This is a genomic window from Liquorilactobacillus sp., from assembly GCF_047719775.1.
Taxonomy (GTDB): Bacteria; Bacillota; Bacilli; order Lactobacillales; family Lactobacillaceae; genus Liquorilactobacillus.
On the sequence record NZ_JBDNTS010000008.1, the window covers coordinates 53393 to 79605 of the forward strand.

The following is a 26213-nucleotide window of genomic DNA, read 5'->3' on the forward strand; positions in this document are numbered from 1 at the left end:
CCTTTCCAAATTATAAGCTCTGTTCAGTTCGTTCAATAATGTCGTCTTGTGTTTCCTTAGATAAACCTACAAAGAAAGCTGAGTATCCTGCAACCCGAACAATTAAGTCACGATATTCTTTAGGATGCTTCTGTGCAGCAATTAAAGTATCGCGCGAAACAATATTATATTGCACATGATATCCATGAAGACGATTAAAAAATGTACGTAGTAATGCAACTAATTTCATGCAATTTTCTTCATTGCGTAAAATTTGCGGCGACATTTTTTGATTTAATAAAACTCCGCCTGTAATATCAGCAGTGTGCAGCTTGGAGACACTCTTAAAGACAGCAGTCGGTCCATTAGTATCCATTGCGTGTTCAGGTGAACATCCTTCGGCTAGCGGTGATCTAGCTAACCTGCCATCTGGGGTTGCTAGTGTACTATGTCCTTGTCCAACATTGGCTGAAATTGAACTTGTGCCAGCATAACGGAGCCCACCATTTGGACCACGACCATAACGCGTATTATGATATTTACTAATTTCATCAATATATGGCTGGTAGGCTTGAACCACTAGTTCATCAACTTGATCGTCGTCATTACCATACTTAGCAACATCGTCTAATAACATCTGACGAATTCGTTTTCCATGTTCACCTGCAAAGTTATTTTGCAGAACATCCCATAATTCTTGCGGCGTAATTCGCTGTTTTTCGAAAACCAATTGTTTAATGGCTGCTAAAGAATCTGCCAGATTGGCAATACCTACCTGCAAGCCGCTAATGAAGTCATATACAGCTCCACCTTCCTTAATAGTTTTTCCGCGCCCAATACAATCAGCAGTCAAAGTGGAACAAAGAATGTCGGGATAACCTTGTTCAAGAACCATATCACAAGTATTTTCGATAATGACACTTTGCCGTGTGATCTCGCGTAAAGACTTATCCCAAGCTGTCATTAACTGCTTATATGATGTCATCGCCGTAAAATGTCCGTAGTCTGGAAGTAATCTCTTTCCTGATTCAGGATCAACCCCGCCGTTCATGACAATTAATAAGGTTCGTGGGAAATTAACAAAGCTCATTCCTGTACAGCGATACCCCCATTTACCAGGAACAGCAGTCTCGACACACCCGATAGCACTGTAATTATATGCATCTTCTTTCTTTACACCGCGCGCAACGAAAGAAGGTATGATAATCTCATCATTATTGAATGCCGGCATCCCCAGCCCTTGTTTAATTACTTCAACACACTCGCGCATGAAGTGATTACTTAGTCCATGAAAATAACGCACCGTTAAGTTGGGCTGTGGAAGATGTGCTTGAACGATAGCTTTTAGAATTAGATAAGAAGCATCATTTGTAGCATCTTCACCAGATTCATTCTGTCCACCAATCGTAATATTTTGGTATAACGGACTTCCGGCAGAAAATTCAGTATGGGCCCATGAACGGATTTTATTGATGGTCAAAGTTTTCAAGCAAAGATTAGTTAACAATTCTGTTGCCTGTTTTTCTGTAATTCGCCCTTCTGCCAGATCCTCTTCATAATACGGATTTAGATATTGATCCATACGACCATATGATACAGAGTGACCATTTGATTCAATTTGAAGAATATTATGGATAAACCAAACTGACTGTACTGCCTCACGGAAAGTAACTGCCGGTTCATAAGGAACACGACCCATGATATCTGCAATCAACTGCAATTCTTTTTTACGAGCAGCATCAGTTGTTTTCGCTGCCTCATTTAGAGCTAGTACAACATATCGTTGTGCAAAATCTTTAACAGCATCAATCACAATCAAACTTGATTGATAGAAATATAGTTTTTTCTGTTGCTCATAATCAGTCAGTTCTAACTTGTGCATTGCATTTTTTACACGTTTCTCATACCATTTCAATCCATGTTGCAACAGTGCTTGATAGTCAACAGCAATATGTCCATCACCAGAAGTGATATTTCCATCAGCACCAATAATGCCTAAGTCATAAAACACTCTACCTTCAGGTGGAAATGCTGCTAATCCGCGATCTTCAAGGGTATTGTTTTTCCAAAACGGCGCAATCTCACATAACTTTTGCTTAGTATCTTCGGTAATATGGAAAACATCACCTGGACGCTTTTCAAATGTATTGAGTTCATCAATGACCCAATTCATTGAATACTCTGGAAAAACAGGTGCCCAGCGATTTTCTTGTGCTTGGTTGCCGACCAGTAAAGTATCAGGTTCAATGTAGATGGTCATTTTTTCTAAAATGTGTTTCAAAACATTTGCACGAAGAACATCGATTTGTTCTTGCTGATGATTCTTATAAGCCTCAGTTGTTAAAACTGCTCGTTCTGGATCCACATAAGGTTTAGCATTAAGAATTGATTCCCGATAACGATTCATTCTGGGAGTTAATTTTCCAAAATGATTCTCAGTGTGAGTCTTTGTTAAAGTTTCTTGGCTAACTATTGTTTTTGACATTTTAAAGTCCCTCCTTTACTTCAAACGTAATCATAAATCATTACTTACGAAGCAATAATAACAATTATATGTTGCAAGTCAAGCCATAAAATTACTTACAAAAGTACTGTAAAGCTCATTACTTGTCACTAATCTAACTTAACATTCGCCATGGCAAGGCACAAAACACTAATGTGAAGTTCTTTTGCAGGAAATATTGGCTTCTATGACAATGAATAATTGTTCAAGAATGCACTTTTGTGCACTTACTTTAAATAACTCAACTCAAAAAAGCGAATTTCAAAAAAGCTTCGAAGAAATTCGCTTGACCATCTCAAACCTGTTAACTATCTTTTTTTATTTACCAACCATTAATTGTTGTACGAATACCTGCCTGTTCCAATACTTTTTGATAATCTACTAGATCTTCCGCATGCAATTGTGCTTGCTTTTTTAGAGGGTATTCACGGTTCAAATCTCGATATTTTTTTAATCCAAATTGATGGAAGGGTAACAATTCAACAGCTGTTATTCCGATTTTATTAAAGAGTTCACCAAAATGAACTGCATCATCTAAATCATAATTAAATCCCGGAATAATGGGGATGCGAATATGGATATTGACTTCAAATGCGATTGCCAATTCAAGGTTGGTTAGAATTCTTTTATTATCACCACTCGTTCCAATTCGGTGTTTACGAGCATTCCACTGTTTGCAGTCATAATACATAAAGTCAATGTACTGCATGAATTCTTTAAAAATACGTGAACTGCAATCACCAGTTGTTTCACACGCCAAGTGGAGTCCAGCCTTCTTGATGGCTTTGGCTAGTTCAATGGCAAAAGGAGCTTGAAAAAGAACTTCACCACCTGAAAAAGTAACTCCTCCACCAGATTCTTCATAGAAAGGACGATCTTGCAAAATAACATCCATTAACTCCGCAACAGTCCAATATTTTCCAACGGTAATATTCTTTTTTTTATTTTCATCGTACATTTGTTCAGGACGTCGTAGTTGCGATTCAGGGTTAGAACACCACGCACACCGCAAAGGACACCCTTTGAAAAAAATGACCGTTCGAATACCTGGCCCATCATTTAGGCTGAATTTCTGAATATTAAAAATCAAACCGGTTTTTACTTGCGGGAGAGGATGTTTTTGCTGTGATAATTCAGATTGCATATAATCACTCCTTCTTACATTATTTATTTCGGCTAAATTATAGCACACTTAACTTTCAACGCAACCATAATTAATTTCATATGAAACTAGATTTTAGAATTTAAAAAGTTATAATTACTGTAAGAGGTAGAATTGTATTTAGCAGGAGGTAAATTAATGAATCGTTCACGAACAGATGATTTATTGGAGATAGTCAATCAAAAACGTAAAATCGAAGTTACTAAACTGGCTGAGATACTTAAAGTTTCGCGAGTAACCGTTCGTAAGGATTTAAATGCGTTGGAAGAGAAGGGACTATTGCAACGTCAGCATGGGTATGCAATTATTAACAACCCAGACGATTTAAGCTATCGTTTAGCGCAAAATTATCAAGTCAAATTAGAGATTGCTAAAAAGGCGGCTGAACTTGTCAAAGATCAGTCTATTATCATGATTGAATCTGGATCAACATGCGCACTACTGGCTCAGCAATTAGGCAAACAAGGGAAAAAAGTTACGATTATTACCATCTCGTATTTTATTGCAAACTATGTTGCTGCATATGAAAATTTAAATGTTATCGTCTTAGGAGGTGCATATCAGCCAAGTTCACAGGTTGTTGTCGGCCCCTTAGTACGACAGACACTTCAAGAGTTTCGTGTGCAACAACTGTTTATTGGAACGGATGGGTTTGACTTGCAAATGGGTTTCTTTGGTAATGATATTATGCGCACTGAAACAGTACGATCAATGGCAGAAAAAGCAAGTGAGTTAATCATTTTAACAGATTCTAGTAAATTCCAAAAGATGGGGTCAATTCGCCAATTCACTTTGGCTGAAGTTAATCAAATCTATACGGATAAGGAAGTCCCACCGGCAATTAAAACAGGTTTAGAAAGCAATAATATTCAGTTGCATTTGGTTTGATTTATAAAAACTGTTTTTTATGTCTGTTGTTGTTTATTGCATTGAAGAATGAGCAACTCTCAAAACTTGGCGTGCTGTTTCTTCATCGGTAATCAAAGCAGTTAAAAATCCCATTTTGAGTAAGGCTAATATAGCTGGTGCCTTTTCAGGTGAGATTACCACAGCCACGCAATTTTTAATATTACGCAATTCTGAGAGTGGAATTGCGATTGTTCGTTCCAATAACTGTCCACCTATTATTTCCCCTTCCTGATCAAAAAAAGTGCAGCAGCAATCACCAATGGCATGCTGCTTTTTTAGTTGTATGCGGTCTTCTTCCGAGAGCATGTCCCGCCAGCTGCTGCTTTCATCAGTCAAAGAACCCCCGACACCAACAACCGCAATGTCTAATTGTTTCCATGCCGCGAGAATTTTTTGGAAGCTATTCCTGTTCAATACAGTGGTAATTGGTCGAGCCTGGATTGCTTTTTCATCTATAAATAAACTTTTCCCACCAAATTGTTTGGCAGCATTATAAACAATCTGGTTTGCGTGATATTGCTTATTTGAAAGACTAGGACTGCCAACTAGGGGTACAAAAGTTGTTCCCAGATTATTCCCGGCCCCCCTAAATTGATCAACCATTTTTGAAAGTAACGTTCCCCATGCAAAACCGATTGTTGAACCTGGTTTGATTAGCTGTTTAAGATACGCCGCGGCTGCTTGCACAACTTCAAGCTCAGTACTAACTTTTCTTTGCGGCTCTTTTGCAGCAATCATCACATTTTTCAAATTAAATTTTTCCTGTAAAGCTAATTCTAGCTGCAATTGTTCCAAATTATCAATTTGAACTTCGGTTTTTACAATTCCCAATGTACCTGCTTTTTTAAGCATCCGACTAATAGTAGTACGTTCAATACCCAAAAACATCGCAATTTCTTTTTGAGTATAGCCATTGGTATAATAAAGATATGCCACTTTTTCTAACAAATGGTACCGCTTGTTATCCATCATTTCGCTCCTTAATTGCATTCTTAAATCAACTAAAGTTAACAAATTTTTGGTTCAAGTCTACTACAAAAGTCAAACTTTTATCTGTATTTATTATTTACGGCCATTTTCTTTTTTTATAGAAGAACAATTACTAACAATCAACCCTTGTATTTCTTATAATTTATCTAAAATTGACCTTATGATTTCAATAAACTCTTTTTTGGGCGGCTGCATGCCATTTTGAACCCAGCTAACAATTATGCCTAACGTTCCTCGAACAGACCATGAAATTTCATAATATCCCTGCAAATCGGTTGAATCAATTTTTTCAAATTCAATTATTTTTTCAACAAGAATTGTGGTTAATTTATCAAATGTCGCACTTCCATCTTCTTTAATAAAAATCAAGAATAATTGCTGATTGTTTTCAACAAAAAAAATTAAATTTTGGATGAGTTCCAAATAGCTAGTAGCCCTATTATATGGATAATAATTGTTTAAATTATCCAGTAAACAGTTCAGAAAACCCAATCTAACTTCATCATACAAATCATAAATATCATCATAGTGCAGGTAAAAAGTACTTCTAGATATATTCGACTTTCTGACGATTTCAGCAACCGTAATTGTATTTACTTTCCTTTTTTCAAGAATTTCAATGAATGTAGTTTCAATATTTTTTCGTGTTTTTTGTTTTCTCTTGTCATCCATTATAAAATCACCTACTAATCAATATTTAATAATTTGTCCATTAAAATACATTTTGCCCATAACTGTGCTTGGAAATATTACCCACATAGATAATAATAGCACTATATAAAAGCTTATTTGACTATGATCCTTGTATGCCTGCAACTACTGGTAAAATAATCAGACTAATAAATTCAATATAGGATGGTACATATTATGAATGCAAAAAAAATAGAAAAATTAAGTTTAAAAAGGGGAATAGTCATAAATTTTTTTATGACTTGTTTAGGAATACTTGCTTTTCTTACAACTCATCTAGCAGTTCTATTTCTTGATGCCTCTTTTGTATTTATAGAAGTTATTTCAGGTATAATCGCTGTTATTGTATCCAAAAGTAGCCCTAAAAAGACAAAAAAATTTCCTAAAGGACGTTTCAAATTAGAGCCCCTTTATGTCCTTTTTAAATCCATCTGGGTAATCATTCTACTCAGCCTAACTTCTTGGAGTGTTAGCTACCAAGCCTATATTTATTTTTCTACAGGCCAAGGTACTGTGATTAAACCTCTTCCTATTTTGGTTTATTCAATTGCAATGGTCTTTCTTGGAACAATATTATTTAATACCTATTACCACAGCAATAAATTAATAGATCAATCAAGTGAATTACTATCCATTGAGTCCCAAAATTCACTAATAGATATTATCATATCTTCCGGAATTGGCGTAATATCTCTTCTTCTAATGTTTATTTCAAGAACATCCCAGTGGTCATTTCTACTATATACGGGAGACTTTTTCGTCACGATTACCCTTGTTTTGCTATGCATCAAACAACCAATAATAGGCATTACCCAGTCATTCCATGAACTCTTGGATACAGCATTAATTCACGGTTCCATCAAACAGAAAGTCGAACAAATTGTGGATAAAGAATTCTCAGACTTCCCTACTCATACTCATCATAAGGTTTCTGTCTTTAAACAGGGACTTCATTTACAGGTTGATATTCTACTCCCACCTCATATCTTCTTAAGAACTACAAAGTTTACTAACACAGCAAATAAAATAAGGACACAACTAACAAATATTTTTCACATAGTTGATGTCAATTTTTTAATAGACATTAATTAATTTGAACACTTAGACAAAAAAAACCTAGTAACATCTCAAAAGACAGTCCAAAGCCAGGAAAATTTAAGTACTAACTCGAAATTACGAACATAGCAGGACTTTGCTATGAGTAATTCGAAGTTAGACGGAGAGTTTTGACTTATGAAACACGTTTATACGGAATAAATAGAGGAACCAAATCAAAATTTAACTTTTGACCCAGCCTCTTGAAAGAAAGATGTTGTTATGTGCACTTTTATTTCAACAAAATTACCAATTCTCAAATCTTAGAAACAATTGAATTAATCAATAAATGATTTCTAAAATAATCGCTTGCCAAGCTATTAAAAAATATTTAGTAATTTTTGCGTGCTCTAATTTAATTTTGCAATTTACGAGAAAGAAAATATAGATACTAGATTTATAATGAGGAAAAGTCCCCCAATTATTATTAATAGCTTGCCACAGACTACAGCTGTAACCATCATCTTGGTTCTTTCAGTCTTAAATAACAGCATTTCCCATCTATATTTAATTAGTCCTAAAATTTGAATAATCCCCTGTATAACTAACATTACACAAAAAATTATCAAACATATTTGTATATTATTTTTAACAACAAAGAAAATTAAACCCAGAAATAAAATACCTATTATTGACCACAATATTACTATTAATTTAGTAATAACACTGTATGCTGGTTTATTTCCTATTGTTATTTTGATAAGGGGTTCTACATCATTTGGTCTTCGCTTGTGACCTATTAAATCCTCAAATGTTGTCTGTTCCTTTAATAATGATCTATTAACGAGCAGCCGTCCAATTGCTATCATTGCAATGCTCACTAACAACTCTAACATAATATCATCCATTTCTATCGTGAATTCGTGCTTCTGTGGCATTACATCATCAGTTACCCAAAAACTCTGCTAGCTAAAATTAAGAAAGTAGTATCACTGTAGTTGTTCCCACATGCCAAGTATGACGAAGGTTTACTATATTTTGGGTATGATTTCATTACTAAGTTCTTTCTATCTCATATTCAATCTTTTTCCCTATATAAGGCTATCCGCTACCAATTTCCTTTTAACATTCAAGTAAGTATAGACTTCATTTATATTTTCTTCAAATGGAACAATATTTTATAAATATGGTCTAAAAAAGACTGAATCAAAATTTAACTTTTGATCCAGCCCTATCATCATCTAAAGCCAAAATATAATGCAGCTAACTTTTTTGTTACATTATGATCCACAAGTTATTCTTTGTTTCTCTATCATTTTAGTTACAATATCAACGTATATGGGTCTTCTAAATAAGAAACGATTTTTGCCAAAAAGTCTGCAGCTGGTGCCCCATCAATGATTTGATGATCAAAGGTTAGACTTAATGGTAATTTAAGCAGTTGCTTGATCTGATCATCATCACCAAGAGCAAGTTCTTTCAGTAATGTTCCTACTCCCAAGATACCAATCTCTGGCTGATTAATAACTGGTGTAAAGTACTCAACTCCGCTCTTGCCTAAATTACTGATTGTAAATGTCCCATCACTGTAAGCACTGCTTCCCAATGTACCTTCACGTGCATCAGTTATTACCGTGTTTAAGGATCTGCCTAATTCTGTTAATGTCATTGAATCTGCTGATTTAACTACTGGAACTACCAACCCATTAGCAACAGCAACTGCCATTCCGATGTTAACAGCTGTCACTTTCTCGTATTGACCATCATGATACCAAGCATTCATTTCCGGCGTATCCTTCAATGCCAAAATGACAGCTTTAGTTACAAGTGTTGTCAAGCTTAACTGACCATCAACTAAAGGCTGATTTACCTTCTGTTGCAAATCTTTCCTGAAAGACATTAGATTTGTAATATCCGCTTTAAGTTGCAAGGTAACCTGTGCTGTATTCTGCAGACTGCTCATCATCCGCTGAGCAATAATTTGACGCATTCCTGTTAATCCAACTCCTGCTGTCGCATGTGTCACAATACTTGCTCCGGCTGGCTGTTGTGTCGGAACATAATTTTCAACGTCTCGTCTGGTTACTCGCCCATTGCCGCCAGTTCCCTTGACCTGATGGTAATCAAAGCCTTTTTCTGCAGCTATTTTACGTGCCAGTGGTGTGACAAAAACACGTCCTTTATCGTTGTTGTTCTGTTGTACTGTTACAGGCTGTTTATTGACCTGTACCTGTTCATCCTGTTTTGCATCCTTAGCTTCTGCTTCTGCTGGAACTTTTGCTGTTGCTTCTTCCTTACCAACTTTTTCTCCAGTAACTCCAATATAACCAATTGGGTCCTTACACTTTGCATCCTCACCCTCATGCACCACTATTTTGATCAGTGTTCCGTCAACAGGAGCATCAACATCGGCAGTCAGTTTTTCAGAATTAATTGACGCAACGATATCGCCTTTCTTGACTTCATCACCCTCATTTTTGACCCATTCATAGACTGTTCCTTCTGTCATAGTCAGACCAAGTTTTGGCATTATGATCTCTGTTGCCATGCTAACACCCCCTTCATTTCTTCAAATCGTCGATCAACTCTGCTGCTGTCTCAATTACCCGATCTGCATTAGGCAAATATAATTGTTCCAAATTAGTTGCAAATGGGACCGGTGTATTTGGTGCACAAACCTTTTTGATTGGTCCATCTAAATAATCAAATGCTTGGTCTCCTACAACTGAGGCAATATCCGTTGCTGTGTTGTTGTGTGGATTAGCTTCATCAATTATTATCAAACGTCCTGTTTTCTTAACCGAATTAATAACTGTTTCTTGGTCCCAAGGCGCAACTGTAATAAGATCAATTACTTCGACTTCAACTCCATCCTTAGCCAATCGATCCGCAACTTCTAAGGCAACATAGAGCATTTTACCAATCGTTACAATCGTCAAGTCTGTTCCTTCACGCTTAATTTTTGCTTTACCAATTTCAACTTTATAATATTCTTCTGGTACCTCATCCTTGATGCCATAAAGTGTTTTGTCTTCCGAGAAAACAACCACATTATCATCCTCAATTGCAGCTATTAGTAATCCCTTTGCATCATACGGATTAGAAGGAACAACTACCTTGATTCCTGGAATTGAAGCCAGTATTCCATAATAAGAACCTGAGTGTTGTGCAGCTGCACTCGCGCCTGCCCCATGACAGGTCCGGATCGTCATTGGAATCTTAGCTTTGCCACCGAACATGTAGCGCATCTTAGAACCCTGTGCCAAAAGAGTATCTAAACAAAAACCAATGAAATCATTGAACATCAGTTCTGGAACAGGTCGTAAACCGGTTGCTGCAGCTCCGACTGAAGCTCCCATATATCCCATTTCAGAAATTGGTGTATCAATCACTCGTTCACGTCCATATTTAGGCATCAGGCCTTTGGTTACACCAAACACGCCACCCCAAGCATCTTCATTTTCCTTTGCTAAATGCTCAACTTTAGCTCCACCTGCAATATCTTCACCTAAAAGGATAACCCGATCATCCTTTTCCATTGCCATGTCCAAGCCTTCATTGATTGCTTTCATAAATGTTATTCGTCTAGCCATATTGCATTCTCCTTTCGATTTCTGTTTAATCAACAAAAACATTTTCGTACAAGGATTCAGGTTTTGGAATAGGACTCTCCTCAGCAAACTTGATTGCATGTTCAATGTCTTGAATTGAAGTCTGTTCAATTTGATCTGCTTTTTTTGCACTCAATAGTTTCTCGGCAGTTGCATATTCCCGAAATTCTGGAAGGCTGTCACGCTCTGCCAATGCTTTTTCTGGTCCCTCTTTGGCTTTGTACTTTTGCTCGTCGCCTTCGAAGTGTCCATAATTACGGTAAGTTATGCACTCAATCAATGTCGGTCCTTCACCCCTACGTGCACGATCAATTGCCTTGCCTGCTGCCTCGTAAACAGCCACTAAGTCTTTCCCATCAATTGTTTCTCCTGGAATGCCATAAGCTGGTGCACGATCAGCAATTCTCTTAGAACCCGAAGAATAAATCTGCGGAGTAGCCTCACCATATGAATTATTTTCATTTACAAACACAACGGGTAGCTTCCAGATAGACGCCATATTAATACTCTCATGGAAAGTACCCTCATTAGCAGCCCCATCGCCGAAGAAACAAACGGCAACATCATTCGTCTTTAAATATTTGTTACGCAAAGCGGCCCCAATCGCAATTGGAAAACCACCGCCAACCATTCCGTTAGCGCCTAACATTCCCTTGTCAATATCGGCAATATGCATTGACCCACCCTTGCCTTTGCACAATCCTGTTTCTTTTCCGTAAATTTCAGCCATCATTTTATCTAAATCACAGCCCTTTGCAATACAATGTCCATGTCCACGATGAGTACTGGTAATGTAGTCCTTATCCGTCAAATGTGCGCAAACACCTGTTGCAATTGCTTCTTCGCCCGCGTACAAATGCACAAAGCCTGGAATAGAACCTGTTGAAAAAATCCGATGCACCTCATCTTCAAAGTTACGAATATCGTTCATTTTCTTATAGATCCATTCTGCACGTTCCTTTGATAATTTCTCCATTTTTATTGCCTCCTCATGTCATTAAAGTAAGATTGACTTTGCCTTAAACCTTCTCGTCTCCAAAATCTTTTTCTTAACTGTTTTCCAACGCGTGAGCAACTTCACCTGTTAGTTCTGAAAGAGTTGGGTGGGCAAAAACAACGTCGTCCAACTCATCAACTGTCCCTTCTGCTTTGCTAACAGCTAAAATAGTATGAATCATTTCAGTCGCATTACCGCCAACGATAACTGCCCCAAGAATTTCATGATATTTCTTTTCACTGATGATTTTCACAAAACCTGCTGTTTCTTCACTGGCAATTGCCTTGCCATTACTCGCATATGGCGCACTCTTGACAACAACATCAAATCCCTTTTCTACAGCTTGTTCCTCACTCAGCCCAAAGCTTGCAACTTCAGGATCCGTATACAGACAGCGTGGAATGTAGTGCTGTGCTACCGGTACTTGTTTCTTACCACAGATTGCATCCACCGCGCTGAGACCTTCCGCACTAGCTGCATGTGCTAACTGATACCCACCAATCAAATCACCAATTGCATAAATGTGCGGCAGACTTGTTTGGTAATGGTAGTCGACTTTGACAAAACGCTGGCCTTCATCTAATGCAATTCCGCCCCTTTTGGCTAACTCAAGGTTGGCTCTGCGACCAGTTGCAACTAGCAACTGATCGAACTCATAAGTGCCGTCAGTCAACTGAACTTCTTTAGACATAACTTGCTTGATCGTAACGCCTGCCTTAACATTAATTCCCATCTTCTGTAATTTTTGTTTAATGATTGCCCGTGCCTCTTCATCTTCAGTCAATAAAATATCTGGTGCGACCTCAAGCAGCGTGACCGCAACACCCAATGGTTGCATTGCAAACGCAAGCTCAACTGCAATAATTCCGCCGCCAATAATAACCAGTTTTTGCGGAAGAGCAGTCATTTGAAAAAAGGTATCAGTGGTTAGATACTTTACTTTGTCAATTCCATTAATTGGTGGAACAAAAGGATGCCCGCCTGTCGCTAGAAGAATATCTTTTGCGGCGATTGTCTTGCCATCAACACTTAGCTGGTGTTCCTTAGTTAACGAAGCTTCCCCCTCAACATACGTAATTCGATTTGCCTTAAACAACTGTCTAATTCCGCCTTGCAGAGTTGCTACTACACGATCTTTGCGTTTAACTAATTTAGGAAAATCAACTTCCTTTATTTCCATTGCCATTCCAAATCGGCTGGCCTCCTTAGCAGCCAGTGCCCAATGGCTGTGTTTCAAGTAACTCTTGGATGGAATACAGCCAACGTTTAAACAAACACCACCAATATCTTTCTTCTCAATTACGACTACTTTCTTGCCTAGTTGAGCAGCATGGATCGCTGCAATGTAACCGCCTGGGCCTGCTCCAACAACTGCAACATCATAACTTGCCATAAAGTGTTTCCCCCTTTACAAAAAATTTCTTGACTCTCACTTATTTATAAGCAAATTTCATGCCAATAATTTCCGTGTGGCTATCTCATTCACTGGATAATTAAATTAGTATTAGTACTAAAAATTACCATTATCTTTTTATTTTAATTTTGACTTAATACGCTAACTGCTTTGCCTAAAACTGCTTTTTTACTTTTAAAAGAATCTGATATCAGGTGGTAAAAGTGGTGTGCTAACACAAATTACGAACATCGCATAGAATTTACTATGCGTAATTTGGAGTTAAGTAGTTATTTTTGACTTATGGGATACATTTATTCGGAATCAAAAAAAGACCAGATCAAAATTTTATTTTTGATCCCGCCTCTTCTTTTGAGTTTAAATATAGATAATTTACTAGAAAATGTATGACTGCTTAAACTTGCCTGATTTTCAATTATTACTGCCACTAATCGTTGTATCAATATTATTGAACATAGTGTTATAAATGAAACGTTTTGTAACTATTGCTTCAATCACTCTGTTCACTACCTAAGCCCATATTTTTTCATCTTACGATATAAAGTTGTCCGTGAGATACATAATTCAGCCGCTGTTTTACTAACATGATAATGATTCTGCTCCAACACCTGCTGTAATTTTTGTGCTTCCTCTGATTTGCTTTTAAGTGACAGACCATGCTTAGCAGTACCCAAAAAAGTATCTGCTGCTTTTCCTTGAATACCAGAGGATAGCATCCCCGCTTCTATCAGCTGCCTGATTTGTGTGTCCGTTGGCTGCTGTAATTCATAAAAAAGATACAGCCTTTCCAAAAAATTGTTAAACTCTCGGATATTTCCATCCCAAGAGTAGGTACAACTGATACTATACAGCTCGTCTTGCCAGCTTAGTTTCCATTTCTTTTTCTTACAAAAAGCCGCAATTAACTGTCTAATATCTTCCTTTCGCTCACGTAAAGGCGGAATCTGGACTGGACAGACGTAAATTCGGTAAAAGAGATCCTCGCGAAACTTCTTTTGCTGAACCAAAACCCGTAAATCACGGTTACTAGCAGTTACTAAACGAAAAGAAACTTTACGTGATTCCCCATTAATTGGTATGATTCTCTTCTCTTCAATAACACGCAATAAGGCAGTCTGCATTCTCATAGACATACTTTCAATTTCATCTAAAAACAATGTTCCACCATCTGCTTGTTCAATCTTTCCCTTCTGACCCTTAGCGTTAGAACCCGTAAATGCCCCCGGAGCATAACCAAAAAGCTCGCTTTCAAGCAAATCCTGATTTAAGGCTCCACAGTTAATAGCTACTAACGGGCCATCTTCAATGGCACTATTATAATGGATTGTCCGCGCCAATACTTCTTTTCCCGTACCAGACTCACCAAAAAGATGAATTGGTAAATTACTGCCTGCGAATTTCAAAACACGTTTCAAAAACTGGCTATAGGCTTTGTTGGCAGTCGGCACACCAGGATAGTAAGCCTTGTTTGCCTGCGATAATTTATTAAAAATATGCATTTTATAACCAATTAGTCTGTTCTTAAAACATATCTTCTCACTTTTATAAATTGTTTTTGCATCAATATAATTATGAATATCACTTCCAAGTTCAAAGTGTTCACTATCTTTTTCAGGTATACTGACGAGTTTGAAATGCGTATCACATAAAAGCTCATTAGGCTGATGTAATACACAATATTGTAACAGCTCTTTGCGTCGTTCGAGTTCTTCACGAATCAAAATGTTTGATATCCGTTGCGTCAGTAGTGTCAGCAATAATAAAGCATCCTTGGCTGAATCATTGTGTAACGTTGAAATATCTAAAACACCTAGAACGTTGCCTTCTTCGTCTAGAATGGGGGATGCAGAGCAACTCCATTGTCTTGAAGCATAAGCATAATGTTCATCTGAAGTAACATGCTCATCTCGTTTAGTACGTATGGCAATTCCAATTGCATTCGTTCCAACATTGAGTTCTGTCCACATTGTTCCTTCTCTAAAATAGAACTCATTTGCATGTTCTTGGGCTTGCAAATTACCAGCACGCCATAAAATATTCCCCGTTTCGTCGGTCAAAATAAAGACTGGCTTCTCTAGGATAAAATTAACCTCAACCATTTTGATCTGTTCTCTAACCACTTCAATCAGTTTGCCGTATTGCTGCTGCTTATTAAACAACTCCGCCGCTGAAAGAATTTTTTGCGGCTTAATAAGATACGGATCAACCTCTGCTTGCAAGCAAGATTTCCATGATTCTGCAATCTTAGTATCTAATGTGTCGGCAGCCAATTGATTCCCCGTAATAAAATTTTCCCATAACTGTTGGTTCTGCATATGCTCACCCCTATTCAAAACAAAAAAGAATTCTCACCTACATTATATATGAAATCGCTTTTATTACTACTTTTTAGGTGTTCTAGTTAATTACCACTACTTTTTACTAATTCAGAAATAAGCTTTTCAAACAAACTAGGAATGATTATATTTGCAAAAAACCGTTCCTAACAATTATATTTTTCCAATAATCGACTGTTGCAGCAAGTTTACAAAATCAACTTGCTGTTTTAGCAGTTCCTTATCCTCATAGTTAGCCAATGTATATGAGATAGATGCTAATGCCATTTCTGCATACATCTTTGCTAAAAAATCACTTGAAAATCTTTTATTAATTGGATGACTTTCAAAATATGTAAAAGACTCCATAAAAAGTATCTTTCTAAAATTAATTTCTAGACTCCTATCAGTTCCCGTAACTCGCAAAATGGCAGATAAATTTTTGTTCTGTAAAGCTAAGTCCTGTGTGATACTACTAATGACTTCTAAAGTATTATGTTCATCAACTGACTTGAAGCGTTCGTGGATTTCTGTCTGAAATTCATTAGAATATTCTAGAATAATGGTGTTCAATAATGCGTATTTATCAACATAATGATCATAGAAAGTTGACTTACTGATTAGCGCTTTTTCGGAAATTTCTTTTATCGTTATTCTTGAAAACTCTTTTTCAGACAATAAAGCAATAAAAGTTCTTTCTATTAGCCTTTTAGTTTTTATTTTTCTTTTGTCCAGCACCATATCAATCACCTTTCCTTCATTTCATAGGATATCATACTACTTTAAAATAATAGTTTGATATCCTATAATTCAACAAAAACTGCTCATTGCTTCTTCCTATAATTTCATAAATACTACATTTATAGAAACTATAGGAGGTACTACAAAATGTTCAAACAATATGTTTCAAATGAGCAATTTAATTTACAGATAAATCGTTTTATCAATGATGAATTTGAGGATAATCCCATCGTGCAAAAGGATCTTGAAACAATTATTCCGCAATTGAACGATACTGAATCATGGTACAAAGCGTGGTTCCAAAAAGCACAGGAACGAGAAAATGATGAGCAATGGTCAATTGCCTCAGCTTACTATCAGGCATCTGAGTTTTATTTAAATTCAGATGATTCTAGAGATCAATTTGCATATGATAAATATCGTGAAAATTTTTATAAAGGATACAATGACTTTGAATATGAATCATACAAAGTTCCTTATGAGAACAGTTACCTGCCAGTAGTTAAGCTAATCACTCCAGGAGCAACAAAGAGTCTCCTATACTTTGCTGGTTTTGATTCATACATGGAAGAAATGGTCAAAATGGCACATTTTATGAAAGGTCTCAACTATAATATCTATGTTTTTGATGGGCCAGGTCAGGGAACAGCTCTTAGGAATGGCATAAAATTAACTCATAGTTGGGAGAAACCAATCAGTATCATCTTAGATTATTTCGATATTAAGCGTGCAAGTGCAGTTGGAATGTCTCTTGGTGGTTATCTGGTCATGCGGGCAGCTGCATTTGAAAAACGCTTGGATAAAGTTGTTGCTTTCGATATTTTCTACAGCTTTATGGATAGTTTGCGTATCCGTTTGCCTTATGACAAAATGACGAAAATTGAACGATTGTTGGCTACGGAGCAAAAAGAAACTATCAACACACAGTTCTTTGCGATGATGAGTCAAAATCTTGACCTGAATTGGAAAATAAACAAAGGTTTAGAGAACACAGGTACTAAAACACCTTACGATCTGCTTAAAGAATTTCAAAAATATAGCATGAAACCAATTTTTCCACTGATCAATCAGGATGTTTTATTACTCGCAGGAGAAAACGATCAATACGTACCAAGCAGTCGTCTTCCAGAAATTACCACGAATCTAATCAATGCTAGTTCGGTTAAATCCATTATGTTTGATAAGTCTTCAGGCGGAGATCAGCATTGTCAGGCTGGTAGACGTGAATTGGGTTTCGCCGAAATAAAAAATTTTTTACAATAGCCTTATGCTAGTATCGTCCAAAAGTGAGTATAATATAATAAAACGCAATACCATTTATCATGGTACTATTGATGTTATAATTGAAAGCAAAGGACGTGGTTTTTGATGCCATCTTTTTATGGTCTAGGTACTAAGGATATGGTACTAGCTATTTCATACATTATTCTTGTTGGCTTAACAATTGTTTATCGCTGGTCTGCCGTTGAGTTTATCATTGCCATTGTGGCAGTTACGTTAGCTTTCTTTGCCGGAAGCATGAAAAAAGATAAGCGTATTAGTGATCAAGAAAAGCACCATGATTAATCTACTAGCCAATTCCATATCGACTTTATAGATTGTCTCACTATATTAAATCTTAATTTCTTTCCAGCTAGGCAACTAACAGGCTTCAATATTTTCCAGTATCATTTTACCCTTGGTTTGTTTCAAACCTTAGGGTATTTTTTTCAATTCATTTTTCACAACTCAAAGGCATATTGTTTATTGTCTTGAATATGCTACTTAACGTTTAATTTTTATTAATTAGTTCCCATTTAAAACAATCCAATGCAACATTATTCCCCAAATATCTCTAGTAAAACTAGTCGTAATCATCCATTGCGCAATTATTTTTAATCCTTCCTCTTACATACTCTCAATACCATTATTTTTGCGCATAATTATAAAAAAAGCGCTATACTTAACTTGTTTATGATTCCAATAAATTGCATAACCTGTGACGGAGGTGAATTAATTATGAAAAATAATGAATCTACTAAAGTGAATGATGCTGCTAAGGAAAGTCTAGCAGCTTTGATGACCAATTATCAAACAACGACTCAGGGATTAACACAAACTGATGCTGATAAGCGACTTAAAAAGTATGGTGAGAATACCATTCAAACAGCCAAGAAGCGTTCAGAGATATTAGTTTTTGTTGCGAATTTTACATCAATGATGGCTATTCTTCTTTGGATTTCAGGTATTATTGCAACTTTTGCAGGAATGCTCGAGTTGGGAATCGCCATCTGGGCAGTTAACATTATTAATGGGTGCTTTTCATATTGGCAACAACATGCAGCTCAAAAAGCAACTGATTCTTTAAAAAAAATGCTGCCTTCTTATGTAAAAGTTACCCGAAATGGAAGCATCAAACAGATTCGAGAAGAGAAATTAGTCCCAGGAGATTTGTTTGCACTTCAAGCCGGTGACGCTATTCCGGCAGATGCCAGAATATTTAATTGTTCGAACCTGCAAATAGATGAATCCTCATTAACTGGAGAATCATTGCCCGTAGATAAGGGAGACCAGTACCAACATGGTGATGGTAAATTTGCTCAAAATAATATCGTTTTTGCCGGTACAACAGTGACAAGCGGAACCGCCAGTGGGATTGTTTTTGCAACAGGTATGACAACCGAATTTGGGAGGATTGCTCAACTCACACAAAACCAGAAAAAGGTTATATATCCACTGCAGCGAGAACTGAACCAACTAACCAGACAATTGACAGTGATTGCAGTTTTAATTGGTATCGCTTTCTTTTTGCTAGCAATCTTCTTTGTTCATTCCCCGATTGCATCTTCATTTATTTTTGCACTTGGCATGATTGTGGCCTTTATTCCAGAAGGATTACTACCAACCGTTACGCTATCACTTGCTCAAGGAACACAGAGAATGGCGAAACATCATGCGCTGTTAAAAGACTTGAATAGTGTTGAAACTCTTGGTGAAACAACCGTTATTTGCTCCGATAAAACAGGAACTCTCACTCAAAATCAAATGACGGTTAACCACGTCTGGTTGATTTCCAAACAATATGAAGTAAGTGGAACTGGCTATTTTACGAATGGTAATGTGACATTGGCAGGAAAAAATATCGATCTTGCGGAAGAAACTGATTTAAAAAGACTCCTTCAAATTGCAACACTTGATAATGATACGGAAGTAACAGAAGGAAAGGTAAACGAGAAGTCTAAGATTTTAGGAACACCTACAGAAGCTGCACTAATAATCTTGACCAGAAAAGTTGGAATTAATGGTCAGTATGAAAGTCAAAAATCTCCACGTTTAAAAGAATTACCTTTTGATTCGAATCGAAAATTAATGTCAGTAATTGCAAAAACACAGGCAGAAAATCCAATAATATATACCAAAGGAGCATTAGGCAGTGAACTCCAAATTTGTGATCAAATTCTTGATGCTGGGCAGATTCGAACAATTACTGAAGAAGATCGGCAAAAAATACATGAAGTCGATGAAAAATATTCTCGTGCAGGATTACGCTCACTCGCCTTTTCTTTTCGCAAAGTAACTAGTCAAGATCCCCTTGCAGGTCAGAAAATTGATAGCTATACTATCAAAAATGCCGAAACACATATGGTCTTCGTTGGCTTAGTAACGATGTCTGATCCACCGCGTCCAGAAATTTTTGATGCTGTTAAAAAATGCCATCGTGCCAGTATTCGAATCATTATGGTAACAGGTGATAGCCCCATCACTGCTAAAAGTATTGCAACAAAGATCGGCATTACATCAGATAAAGCTCGAATTATTACGGGAAGTGAGTTGGATCAACTATCTGATGACGACCTTCAAAAGGCAGTTAAAGATGAAGTTATTTTTGCTAGAGTTGCACCTGAACATAAGTTTAGAATTGTATCCATGTGTCAAAAAAATGGAGAAATTGTCGCTTCAACGGGTGACGGTGTCAATGATGCTCCAGCTTTGAAGAGGGCTGATATCGGAATTGCGATGGGAGTAACAGGAACAGACGTTGCAAAAGATGCAGCGGATATGATTTTAACAGATGACAACTTTGCTTCAATTGTGAGTGCAATTGAGGAAGGACGGACGGTTTACAACAATCTGCAAAAATTCCTATTATATATTCTTAACAGCAATGTACCTGAGGCGGCACCTTCTATTGTATTTTTACTAACCAGAGGGTTGGTACCTCTGCCCCTAACGGTTATGCAAATCTTAACGGTTGACTTGGGAACTGATCTTTTACCAGCATTAGGCCTTGGAACCGAAAAAAGCGAACCGGGGATTATGGATCTCCCACCGCGGCCCAAAGATAGTCATTTACTTAATAAATCGATTGTCATAAAAGCCTTTGCATTATATGGATTAGTTGCTTCAGTTATTTCTATCTGTGCTTATTTCTTCGTCAACTATATTCATGGGTGGCCGTCTATTGCTCTCATTTCTTCTGGAACAGGGTATGCTGAAGCAACTACAATGACTTTAGGTGCCATTATTTTCTGCCAAATTGCAGCAGCAATGAACTGTCGAACACAAATTTCATCCGTCTTTTCGGTTGGCCTTTTCAGTAACCGGCGAATTTGGCTGGGAATTATTGCTGAGATTGTGTTATTTGCAGTGCTGATGTACACCCCATTTCTACAAGAAGTCTTCAACACCAAGCCGTTAGACCTTGTCGAATGGTTTTTCTTATTCTGCATTCCACTTCCATTATTCTTACTTGAAGAATTGCGAAAATTCTTTGTTCGAAAAATTAACAATCGCAATTAATTTTAAGAAAATTCTATCTCATAGGTTTTTAACTTGAAGATAGTGTTATTAGAGTGCTGGGTCAAAAGTTAAATCATGACTCATCACTCTTTTTGTTTGAAAGCATACCATAATTTTTCATTAATGTTATTTTTTAGTATGGTTTTAATTCTGATACTTGTCACTAATTATTAAATAATAACTTTTATCAGGAATGAATTGGAACAAAAACTAATGCAAAATTAAAATTCGTTTGCTATACTGAATTCAAATAATAAATGGGGCGTTTGTGATGTCATTAGTTCAACTAATTTTTACTCTTCTAGGTTTAATGTGTATCTTTGCTATTATTTTTTTTGTGCTTTTATTTCAAATGATTAAAATGCGAAAAAGCTTACATAAAAAAATAGTAATCTTTAAAAGAAAAACGGAACAATATAAAAAAATACATAATATTAACATAAGTGGTACGTCAACTACCACCTATCACCCTGCAAAGTCTTTACGAAAAATACTGATTTTGAACATGATTCCAACGCTTGTCTTTTTAGCTGTAATTATCCTTAAAGCCCCTCTTTACATAATAATAATATTTTTTGTCCTTTTCATCAACGCTGCACTATTACTGCCCGTATACTATTTATTTTTAAAAAAGCATGATACTAATTTTTTTCTAAAAAATAATTTTAAAACAAATAATCTCCTTATAGATAGTGAAAAAGCTGAGTTGATTTTGGAATTTGATCAAGGAATTGCACTATTGAATAAAAAAATCACGTATAACACACTGTATGCCTTTGAGCTTTTAAACCTTTCTATGATTTGTGACACAGTAGTACAATTTATTTTAATGAACAATTATTAGCGCTAGTAGTGATTATTAAAATAAATCCTATCTCTCCTCCAACAAACCTTTCCAATAAAAAAACCGAAGCAAAAGTTGCCTCGGTAAAAAATTAATTTGAATATTCAATAATATAAATTTTTTTATTCTAAGTCTTCTCCATTCGAAAAAATAACTTTTTTATACCAATAAAAAGAATCCTTTTTAATTCGTTCCAATGACCCATTCCCATCATCATTCTGATCAACATAAATAAATCCATATCGCTTGGACATTTCTGAAGTTGAAAAACTAATAAGGTCAATTGGTCCCCACATCGTATAGCCCATAAGTTGAACACCATCCTTGATGGCCTGCTTCATTTGCTCAATATGCTTTCTCAAATAATCAATTCGATAATTATCATGGACTGCATCAGCTTCAAGCTTATCTAAAGCGCCGAGACCATTTTCAACGACAAATAATGGCTTTCGATAACGATCCCACATCTCATTCAAAGTAATCCGCAAGCCAACAGGATCAATCTGCCAGCCCCAGTCAGACTCTTCAAGGTACTTGTTACGGCCGCCTGTTGCCATATTACCATTGACTTCCTCCCCTGTATCAGCACTGGTGACCGTTGTCATATAATAACTGATGCTCACAAAATCAACTGGTGATTCCGCCAGAACTTCCTGATCATCTGTAGACATTTTAATCTGAATTCCATTTTCGGAAAAATATCTGTTCATGAACTCCGGATACTCACCACGTGCTTGCACATCAGTAAAAAATAAGTTTTTCTGATCTTCTAATTGTGCTGCACGAACATCTTCTGGTTTACATGTCGCCGCATATGTCTGCATTCTGGCTAGCATACAACCCATTTTTGCTTCTGGATCAATTTCATGTAGTTGTTTAGTCGCTATAGCACTGGCTACTAACTGATGGTGAAGCGCTTGGTAACGAATGTTCTCTTGTTCTTGTTTCTTTAAATGACTATCCACGACACCAGTTTCATGAAAACCCCAAGTTCCCGTATTAATCTCGTTAAAAGTCAGCCAATAACGAACACGCCCACGATAACGTTTAAAAACAGTTTCAGTATAATGGGTAAAATCCGCAATCGTTTTACGATCCAGCCAACCGTTTTGTCTTTGTGTAAGTGCGAGTGGCATTTCATAATGCGAAAGTGTAATTAATGGTTCGATATCATATTTTTCCAGCTCATCTAAAACACGGTCATAAAACGCTAACCCTTTTTCATTTGCCTGCTGTTCATTGCCCTTCGGAAAAATACGTGCCCATGCAATTGAAAAACGAAATACTTTAAAACCCATTTCTGCAAAAAGTTTGATGTCTTCTTTATAGTGGTGATAGAAATCAATTCCACGTCGCTTAGGATAATTGATTGTTGTCGTGTCATTGATGGCTTCTTTAATTGATTCAGCATCAACTATATTCATCGACATTTTTTTTCGATCATTCGCTTTTCTTACAACTTCTGCCGTTGTTAAGCCCTTTCCGTCAATATTCCAAGCTCCTTCGATCTGATTAGCAGCAGTCGCACCACCCCACAAAAAATTTTTGGGAAATTCTTTTGGAAAATCTGCTTTATACATTTATATATCTCCTTTTGTCAAAAAAATTTATTTTGTCAGCTGCAGTGTTAGGACCGTATTTTGATCTGCTTCTGTATCTTTAGTAGTCTCCACTTCATACTGTTTAGTATTCGTGATGATCATCATAACGGTATTATCATATCCACTTGCCTTAATCTTTTCAGAATCAAACAAGATTAATTCTTCTCCTTGATCGACATGCTGGCCTTGCTTAACTTTCGTTTCAAAATATTTTCCATTTAACTTTACGGTATCTATTCCAATATGGATCAATATTTCCGCGCCTTGATCTGAAATAATTCCAATTGCATGTCCAGTTGGATAAACTGCACTAATTGTTCCACTGGCAGGTGAAGTAACCTTATCATTTGTTGGAACAATTGCAATACCCTTACCCATAGCTTCTGATGCAAAGACTTCATCTTTAACGCTTGTTAATGGAATAATCGTACCGTTTACAGGTGCAGACAATTCATCTAAATTTTGGTCACTCTCTTGTATGTCTGCTTTGCCCATTCCAAATAAATATGTTAGAACTGCACCCAGAACAAATGATACTGCAATTCCAATCAAGGAACCAACAAATCCTTTACCAACATAGGTTGGAATAGCCAATAAACTAGGAAGTGTGAAGGAGCTGGCCCTAACCTGAAAACCACCAATGATTGCTCCACCGATGCCACCAGCAATAACTGCGCAGATAAATGGACGTTTCAGCTTTAAGGTCAAACCATAAATAATTGGTTCGGTAATTCCGAAGATCCCAGTGATGACCCCTGAACCAGCTAATGCTTTTTGTTTTTTGTTCTTTGTTTTCAAAAAAATTCCTAGTGCTGCACCTGCCTGAGAAATAACGGCAGCACATAAAATCGGCAGCAGCGGGTCGTAACCCATTTTGCTAAGATTGTTCATCATCACAGGGACAAAGGTCCAATGTACTCCAAAAATAACAAATACTTGCCAGAAAGCACCCATGATTGCACCCGCTAAAGCTGGTGCAAAATTATAAACTGATGAAACTAGCGATGATAAAATATTCCCCACAGATGACCCAAGTGGTCCAACGACAATCATTGTTAGTGGAACCATAATTACCAATGAAAATAGCGGTGTGAAGATGTTCCTGACTGCTTCAGGAAAAATTTTATTTAATACCGGTTCGATAAATGACAAAACCCAAACAGCCAAAAGAATCGGAATAACTGATGATGTATATGTGGTTGGAACAACCGGAATACCAATAAAATGAAGAGTCTGTGCTTTAGTAGCAGTTGCAACAAGTGTCGGATACACTAATGCAGATGCAAGAGCAACCGCTACAAATTGATTGACATTTAATCGCTTAGATGCTGTGAATGCAAGAAAAATTGGTAAAAAGGTGAATAATGCATCACCAGCAGCATATAGGATCTCGTAAGTTCCACTTGTGGTATTCATCCAATTCAACGCCACAAACAGCGCAAGCAGTCCCTTTAAGATTCCGGCTCCTGCCAAAGCACCCAAGAACGGCGTAAAAGTCCCTGAAATAAATGCTATAAAACGGTTAACAATATTTTTTTCTTTCTCTTGCGGTTGAGCACTCTGTTCTTCATTTTCCAAACCTGTTTGTTTGGCTAAAGCATTGAAGACATTTGCCACAGCATTCCCAACAACAATTTGATATTGACCTGCGGATCGGACAACTGTGATTACACCATCTAAATCCTCAATTTTTTGTGTATCTGCCTTTGCTTCGTCTTTCAACTTAAATCTAAGCCGCGTTGCGCAATGCCACGCTGTACATGTATTGTTAAATAAATTTGCTCATTTATTGAAAGATTAATCTGTAGCTGCCCGCTGATAAAAGTTGTTACTTTGTTGGTACATTCAAATGATGTTGGATACTTTTTAACCAAATGCTGAAACAAAAAATCATCATCACTTCCAGAATCATTAATTTTCTTTTGCAAAATACGTTCAGCCAAAAACCTCAGATGAACTAAAAAGCGACGATAGCTCATCGTATCCGGATCAAGCTTGATCTGTAATTGATACTGGACAATTTGAACGATATCTCCTATCAGCTTAGTCATTTTAACCGTATCACCGCTTTGGGGATGATCAACACTGCTATCAAGCAATTTCATTGCAATGAATCCGGCTTCATCTTCCGGCAACTTTATTCCTATTTGCTGATTGACAGTTTCAAGTGCCACACTAGCAACTTGATATTCATTAGGATAATAATTTTTTATTTCCCATAAAATCTCATTATGAATCTGAATACCTCGCTTGTATCTAGTAACTGCAAAATCAAGATGATCTGTTAGCGATATTAATAAATAATCATTGAATTTTGCGTGGAGCATTTCACTTGCTTGCTGAATTATTCGAGCAGATAACTCAAGATATTCTGGTGAAATATTTTGAATCAAATCATGAAATAACGTGAACCATTTATCATCAGTTGGCGCAAAAACCTGACTCACTTTATTTTTTTCAACAAGCATTCCCGGTTTCTGCTTAAACCCTATTCCACGACCAACTAGCACTACTTCCTGATCACCTTGATTTGCTAAAAGAACATTGTTATTAAAAACCTGTTTGACCTTCATAGATTCTCCCCAGATTTCTTAGATAATGATGTAAAAAAACCTGCACACAAACCGTGATATAAACTATTAC

At 36.7% G+C, this 26213-nt stretch carries 18 protein-coding genes and 1 pseudogene; 6 read left to right on the top strand and 13 right to left on the bottom strand.

Annotation, left to right across the window (positions count from 1 at the left end):
* Nucleotides 1–10: 10 nt before the first annotated feature.
* Together ABF682_RS06025 and ABF682_RS06030 are read right to left on the bottom strand one after the other, a co-directional pair.
* The gene (locus ABF682_RS06025) at nucleotides 11–2464 is read right to left on the bottom strand and encodes a glycyl radical protein (RefSeq protein ID WP_415619265.1); all 2454 of its coding nucleotides are present in this window, start codon (nucleotides 2462–2464) and stop codon (nucleotides 11–13) included.
* 340 nt (nucleotides 2465–2804) lie between these two features.
* The gene (locus tag ABF682_RS06030) at nucleotides 2805–3626 is read right to left on the bottom strand and encodes a glycyl-radical enzyme activating protein (RefSeq protein WP_415619266.1); all 822 of its coding nucleotides are present in this window, start codon (nucleotides 3624–3626) and stop codon (nucleotides 2805–2807) included.
* Between the two features lie 156 nt (nucleotides 3627–3782).
* On the opposite strand from ABF682_RS06030, the gene ABF682_RS06035 reads away from it, so the two are divergent.
* The gene (locus tag ABF682_RS06035; protein ID WP_415619267.1) at nucleotides 3783–4532 is read left to right on the top strand and encodes a DeoR/GlpR family DNA-binding transcription regulator; all 750 of its coding nucleotides are present in this window, start codon (nucleotides 3783–3785) and stop codon (nucleotides 4530–4532) included.
* A 33-nt stretch (nucleotides 4533–4565) separates the two neighbouring features.
* Here the strand turns inward: ABF682_RS06035 and ABF682_RS06040 are convergent, their stop codons facing one another.
* Both ABF682_RS06040 and ABF682_RS06045 read right to left on the bottom strand, forming a co-directional pair.
* Nucleotides 4566–5522, bottom strand: a complete 957-nt coding sequence (locus ABF682_RS06040) for a sugar-binding transcriptional regulator (RefSeq protein WP_415619268.1) — start codon at nucleotides 5520–5522, stop codon at nucleotides 4566–4568.
* Nucleotides 5523–5678: 156 nt separating this feature from the next.
* Nucleotides 5679–6215 (bottom strand): TetR/AcrR family transcriptional regulator, encoded by a 537-nt coding sequence (locus tag ABF682_RS06045; protein WP_415619269.1) that lies wholly within the window; start codon nucleotides 6213–6215, stop codon nucleotides 5679–5681.
* 195 nt (nucleotides 6216–6410) lie between these two features.
* Between ABF682_RS06045 and ABF682_RS06050 the strand changes: the two genes are divergently transcribed.
* A complete protein-coding gene (locus ABF682_RS06050) occupies nucleotides 6411–7325 on the top strand; it encodes a cation transporter (protein WP_415619270.1) in 915 nt (304 codons plus the stop codon).
* 1264 nt (nucleotides 7326–8589) lie between these two features.
* Here ABF682_RS06050 and ABF682_RS06055 read toward each other — a convergent pair.
* The 6 genes from ABF682_RS06055 to ABF682_RS06080 form a co-directional block, all read right to left on the bottom strand.
* Complete coding sequence (locus ABF682_RS06055) at nucleotides 8590–9816, bottom strand: dihydrolipoamide acetyltransferase family protein (RefSeq protein WP_415619271.1); 1227 nt, start codon at nucleotides 9814–9816, stop codon at nucleotides 8590–8592.
* Between the two features lie 13 nt (nucleotides 9817–9829).
* Nucleotides 9830–10861, bottom strand: a complete 1032-nt coding sequence (locus ABF682_RS06060) for an alpha-ketoacid dehydrogenase subunit beta (protein WP_415619272.1) — start codon at nucleotides 10859–10861, stop codon at nucleotides 9830–9832.
* A 25-nt stretch (nucleotides 10862–10886) separates the two neighbouring features.
* A complete protein-coding gene (locus tag ABF682_RS06065; protein WP_415619273.1) occupies nucleotides 10887–11855 on the bottom strand; it encodes a thiamine pyrophosphate-dependent dehydrogenase E1 component subunit alpha in 969 nt (322 codons plus the stop codon).
* 73 nt (nucleotides 11856–11928) lie between these two features.
* Nucleotides 11929–13269, bottom strand: a complete 1341-nt coding sequence (gene lpdA, locus ABF682_RS06070) for a dihydrolipoyl dehydrogenase (RefSeq protein ID WP_415619274.1) — start codon at nucleotides 13267–13269, stop codon at nucleotides 11929–11931.
* A gap of 527 nt (nucleotides 13270–13796) precedes the next feature.
* Nucleotides 13797–15605, bottom strand: a complete 1809-nt coding sequence (locus tag ABF682_RS06075) for a sigma-54-dependent Fis family transcriptional regulator (RefSeq protein WP_415619275.1) — start codon at nucleotides 15603–15605, stop codon at nucleotides 13797–13799.
* Between the two features lie 174 nt (nucleotides 15606–15779).
* A complete protein-coding gene (locus ABF682_RS06080) occupies nucleotides 15780–16346 on the bottom strand; it encodes a TetR/AcrR family transcriptional regulator (protein WP_415619295.1) in 567 nt (188 codons plus the stop codon).
* 147 nt (nucleotides 16347–16493) lie between these two features.
* On the opposite strand from ABF682_RS06080, the gene ABF682_RS06085 reads away from it, so the two are divergent.
* From ABF682_RS06085 to ABF682_RS06100, 4 genes are all read left to right on the top strand, one after another.
* Nucleotides 16494–17609: an alpha/beta hydrolase gene (locus tag ABF682_RS06085; RefSeq protein ID WP_415619276.1), complete on the top strand. Its 1116-nt coding sequence runs from the start codon at nucleotides 16494–16496 to the stop codon at nucleotides 17607–17609.
* A 105-nt stretch (nucleotides 17610–17714) separates the two neighbouring features.
* Nucleotides 17715–17912, top strand: a complete 198-nt coding sequence (locus tag ABF682_RS06090) for a hypothetical protein (protein ID WP_415619277.1) — start codon at nucleotides 17715–17717, stop codon at nucleotides 17910–17912.
* A gap of 432 nt (nucleotides 17913–18344) precedes the next feature.
* Nucleotides 18345–21125: a cation-translocating P-type ATPase gene (locus ABF682_RS06095; RefSeq protein WP_415619278.1), complete on the top strand. Its 2781-nt coding sequence runs from the start codon at nucleotides 18345–18347 to the stop codon at nucleotides 21123–21125.
* 271 nt (nucleotides 21126–21396) lie between these two features.
* Complete coding sequence (locus ABF682_RS06100) at nucleotides 21397–21969, top strand: hypothetical protein (RefSeq protein WP_415619279.1); 573 nt, start codon at nucleotides 21397–21399, stop codon at nucleotides 21967–21969.
* Nucleotides 21970–22091: 122 nt separating this feature from the next.
* Here ABF682_RS06100 and ABF682_RS06105 read toward each other — a convergent pair whose 3' ends face one another.
* The 3 genes and pseudogenes from ABF682_RS06105 to licT all read right to left on the bottom strand — a co-directional run bounded on the left by ABF682_RS06105 (nucleotide 22092) and on the right by licT (nucleotide 26143).
* Nucleotides 22092–23549 carry a glycoside hydrolase family 1 protein gene (locus ABF682_RS06105; protein ID WP_415619280.1) on the bottom strand — a complete coding sequence of 486 codons (1458 nt, stop codon included), beginning with the start codon at nucleotides 23547–23549 and terminating at the stop codon, nucleotides 22092–22094.
* 27 nt (nucleotides 23550–23576) lie between these two features.
* Nucleotides 23577–25340, bottom strand: a pseudogene (locus tag ABF682_RS06110) (beta-glucoside-specific PTS transporter subunit IIABC); the annotation flags it as partial.
* Nucleotides 25289–26143 carry a BglG family transcription antiterminator LicT gene (gene licT / locus ABF682_RS06115; protein ID WP_415619281.1) on the bottom strand — a complete coding sequence of 285 codons (855 nt, stop codon included), beginning with the start codon at nucleotides 26141–26143 and terminating at the stop codon, nucleotides 25289–25291. The gene licT and the pseudogene ABF682_RS06110, both read right to left, overlap by 52 nt.
* Nucleotides 26144–26213: the final 70 nt, after the last annotated feature.

Coding starts and splice junctions, on each gene's coding strand:
- ABF682_RS06025 (WP_415619265.1), bottom strand. CDS start 2,464: ATGTCAAAAACAATAGTTAGCCAAGAAACTTTAACAAAGACTCACACT.
- ABF682_RS06030 (WP_415619266.1), bottom strand. CDS start 3,626: ATGCAATCTGAATTATCACAGCAAAAACATCCTCTCCCGCAAGTAAAA.
- ABF682_RS06035 (WP_415619267.1), top strand. CDS start 3,783: ATGAATCGTTCACGAACAGATGATTTATTGGAGATAGTCAATCAAAAA.
- ABF682_RS06040 (WP_415619268.1), bottom strand. CDS start 5,522: ATGGATAACAAGCGGTACCATTTGTTAGAAAAAGTGGCATATCTTTAT.
- ABF682_RS06045 (WP_415619269.1), bottom strand. CDS start 6,215: ATGGATGACAAGAGAAAACAAAAAACACGAAAAAATATTGAAACTACA.
- ABF682_RS06050 (WP_415619270.1), top strand. CDS start 6,411: ATGAATGCAAAAAAAATAGAAAAATTAAGTTTAAAAAGGGGAATAGTC.
- ABF682_RS06055 (WP_415619271.1), bottom strand. CDS start 9,816: ATGGCAACAGAGATCATAATGCCAAAACTTGGTCTGACTATGACAGAA.
- ABF682_RS06060 (WP_415619272.1), bottom strand. CDS start 10,861: ATGGCTAGACGAATAACATTTATGAAAGCAATCAATGAAGGCTTGGAC.
- ABF682_RS06065 (WP_415619273.1), bottom strand. CDS start 11,855: ATGGAGAAATTATCAAAGGAACGTGCAGAATGGATCTATAAGAAAATG.
- lpdA (WP_415619274.1), bottom strand. CDS start 13,269: ATGGCAAGTTATGATGTTGCAGTTGTTGGAGCAGGCCCAGGCGGTTAC.
- ABF682_RS06075 (WP_415619275.1), bottom strand. CDS start 15,605: ATGCAGAACCAACAGTTATGGGAAAATTTTATTACGGGGAATCAATTG.
- ABF682_RS06080 (WP_415619295.1), bottom strand. CDS start 16,346: ATGGTGCTGGACAAAAGAAAAATAAAAACTAAAAGGCTAATAGAAAGA.
- ABF682_RS06085 (WP_415619276.1), top strand. CDS start 16,494: ATGTTCAAACAATATGTTTCAAATGAGCAATTTAATTTACAGATAAAT.
- ABF682_RS06090 (WP_415619277.1), top strand. CDS start 17,715: ATGCCATCTTTTTATGGTCTAGGTACTAAGGATATGGTACTAGCTATT.
- ABF682_RS06095 (WP_415619278.1), top strand. CDS start 18,345: ATGAAAAATAATGAATCTACTAAAGTGAATGATGCTGCTAAGGAAAGT.
- ABF682_RS06100 (WP_415619279.1), top strand. CDS start 21,397: ATGTCATTAGTTCAACTAATTTTTACTCTTCTAGGTTTAATGTGTATC.
- ABF682_RS06105 (WP_415619280.1), bottom strand. CDS start 23,549: ATGTATAAAGCAGATTTTCCAAAAGAATTTCCCAAAAATTTTTTGTGG.
- licT (WP_415619281.1), bottom strand. CDS start 26,143: ATGAAGGTCAAACAGGTTTTTAATAACAATGTTCTTTTAGCAAATCAA.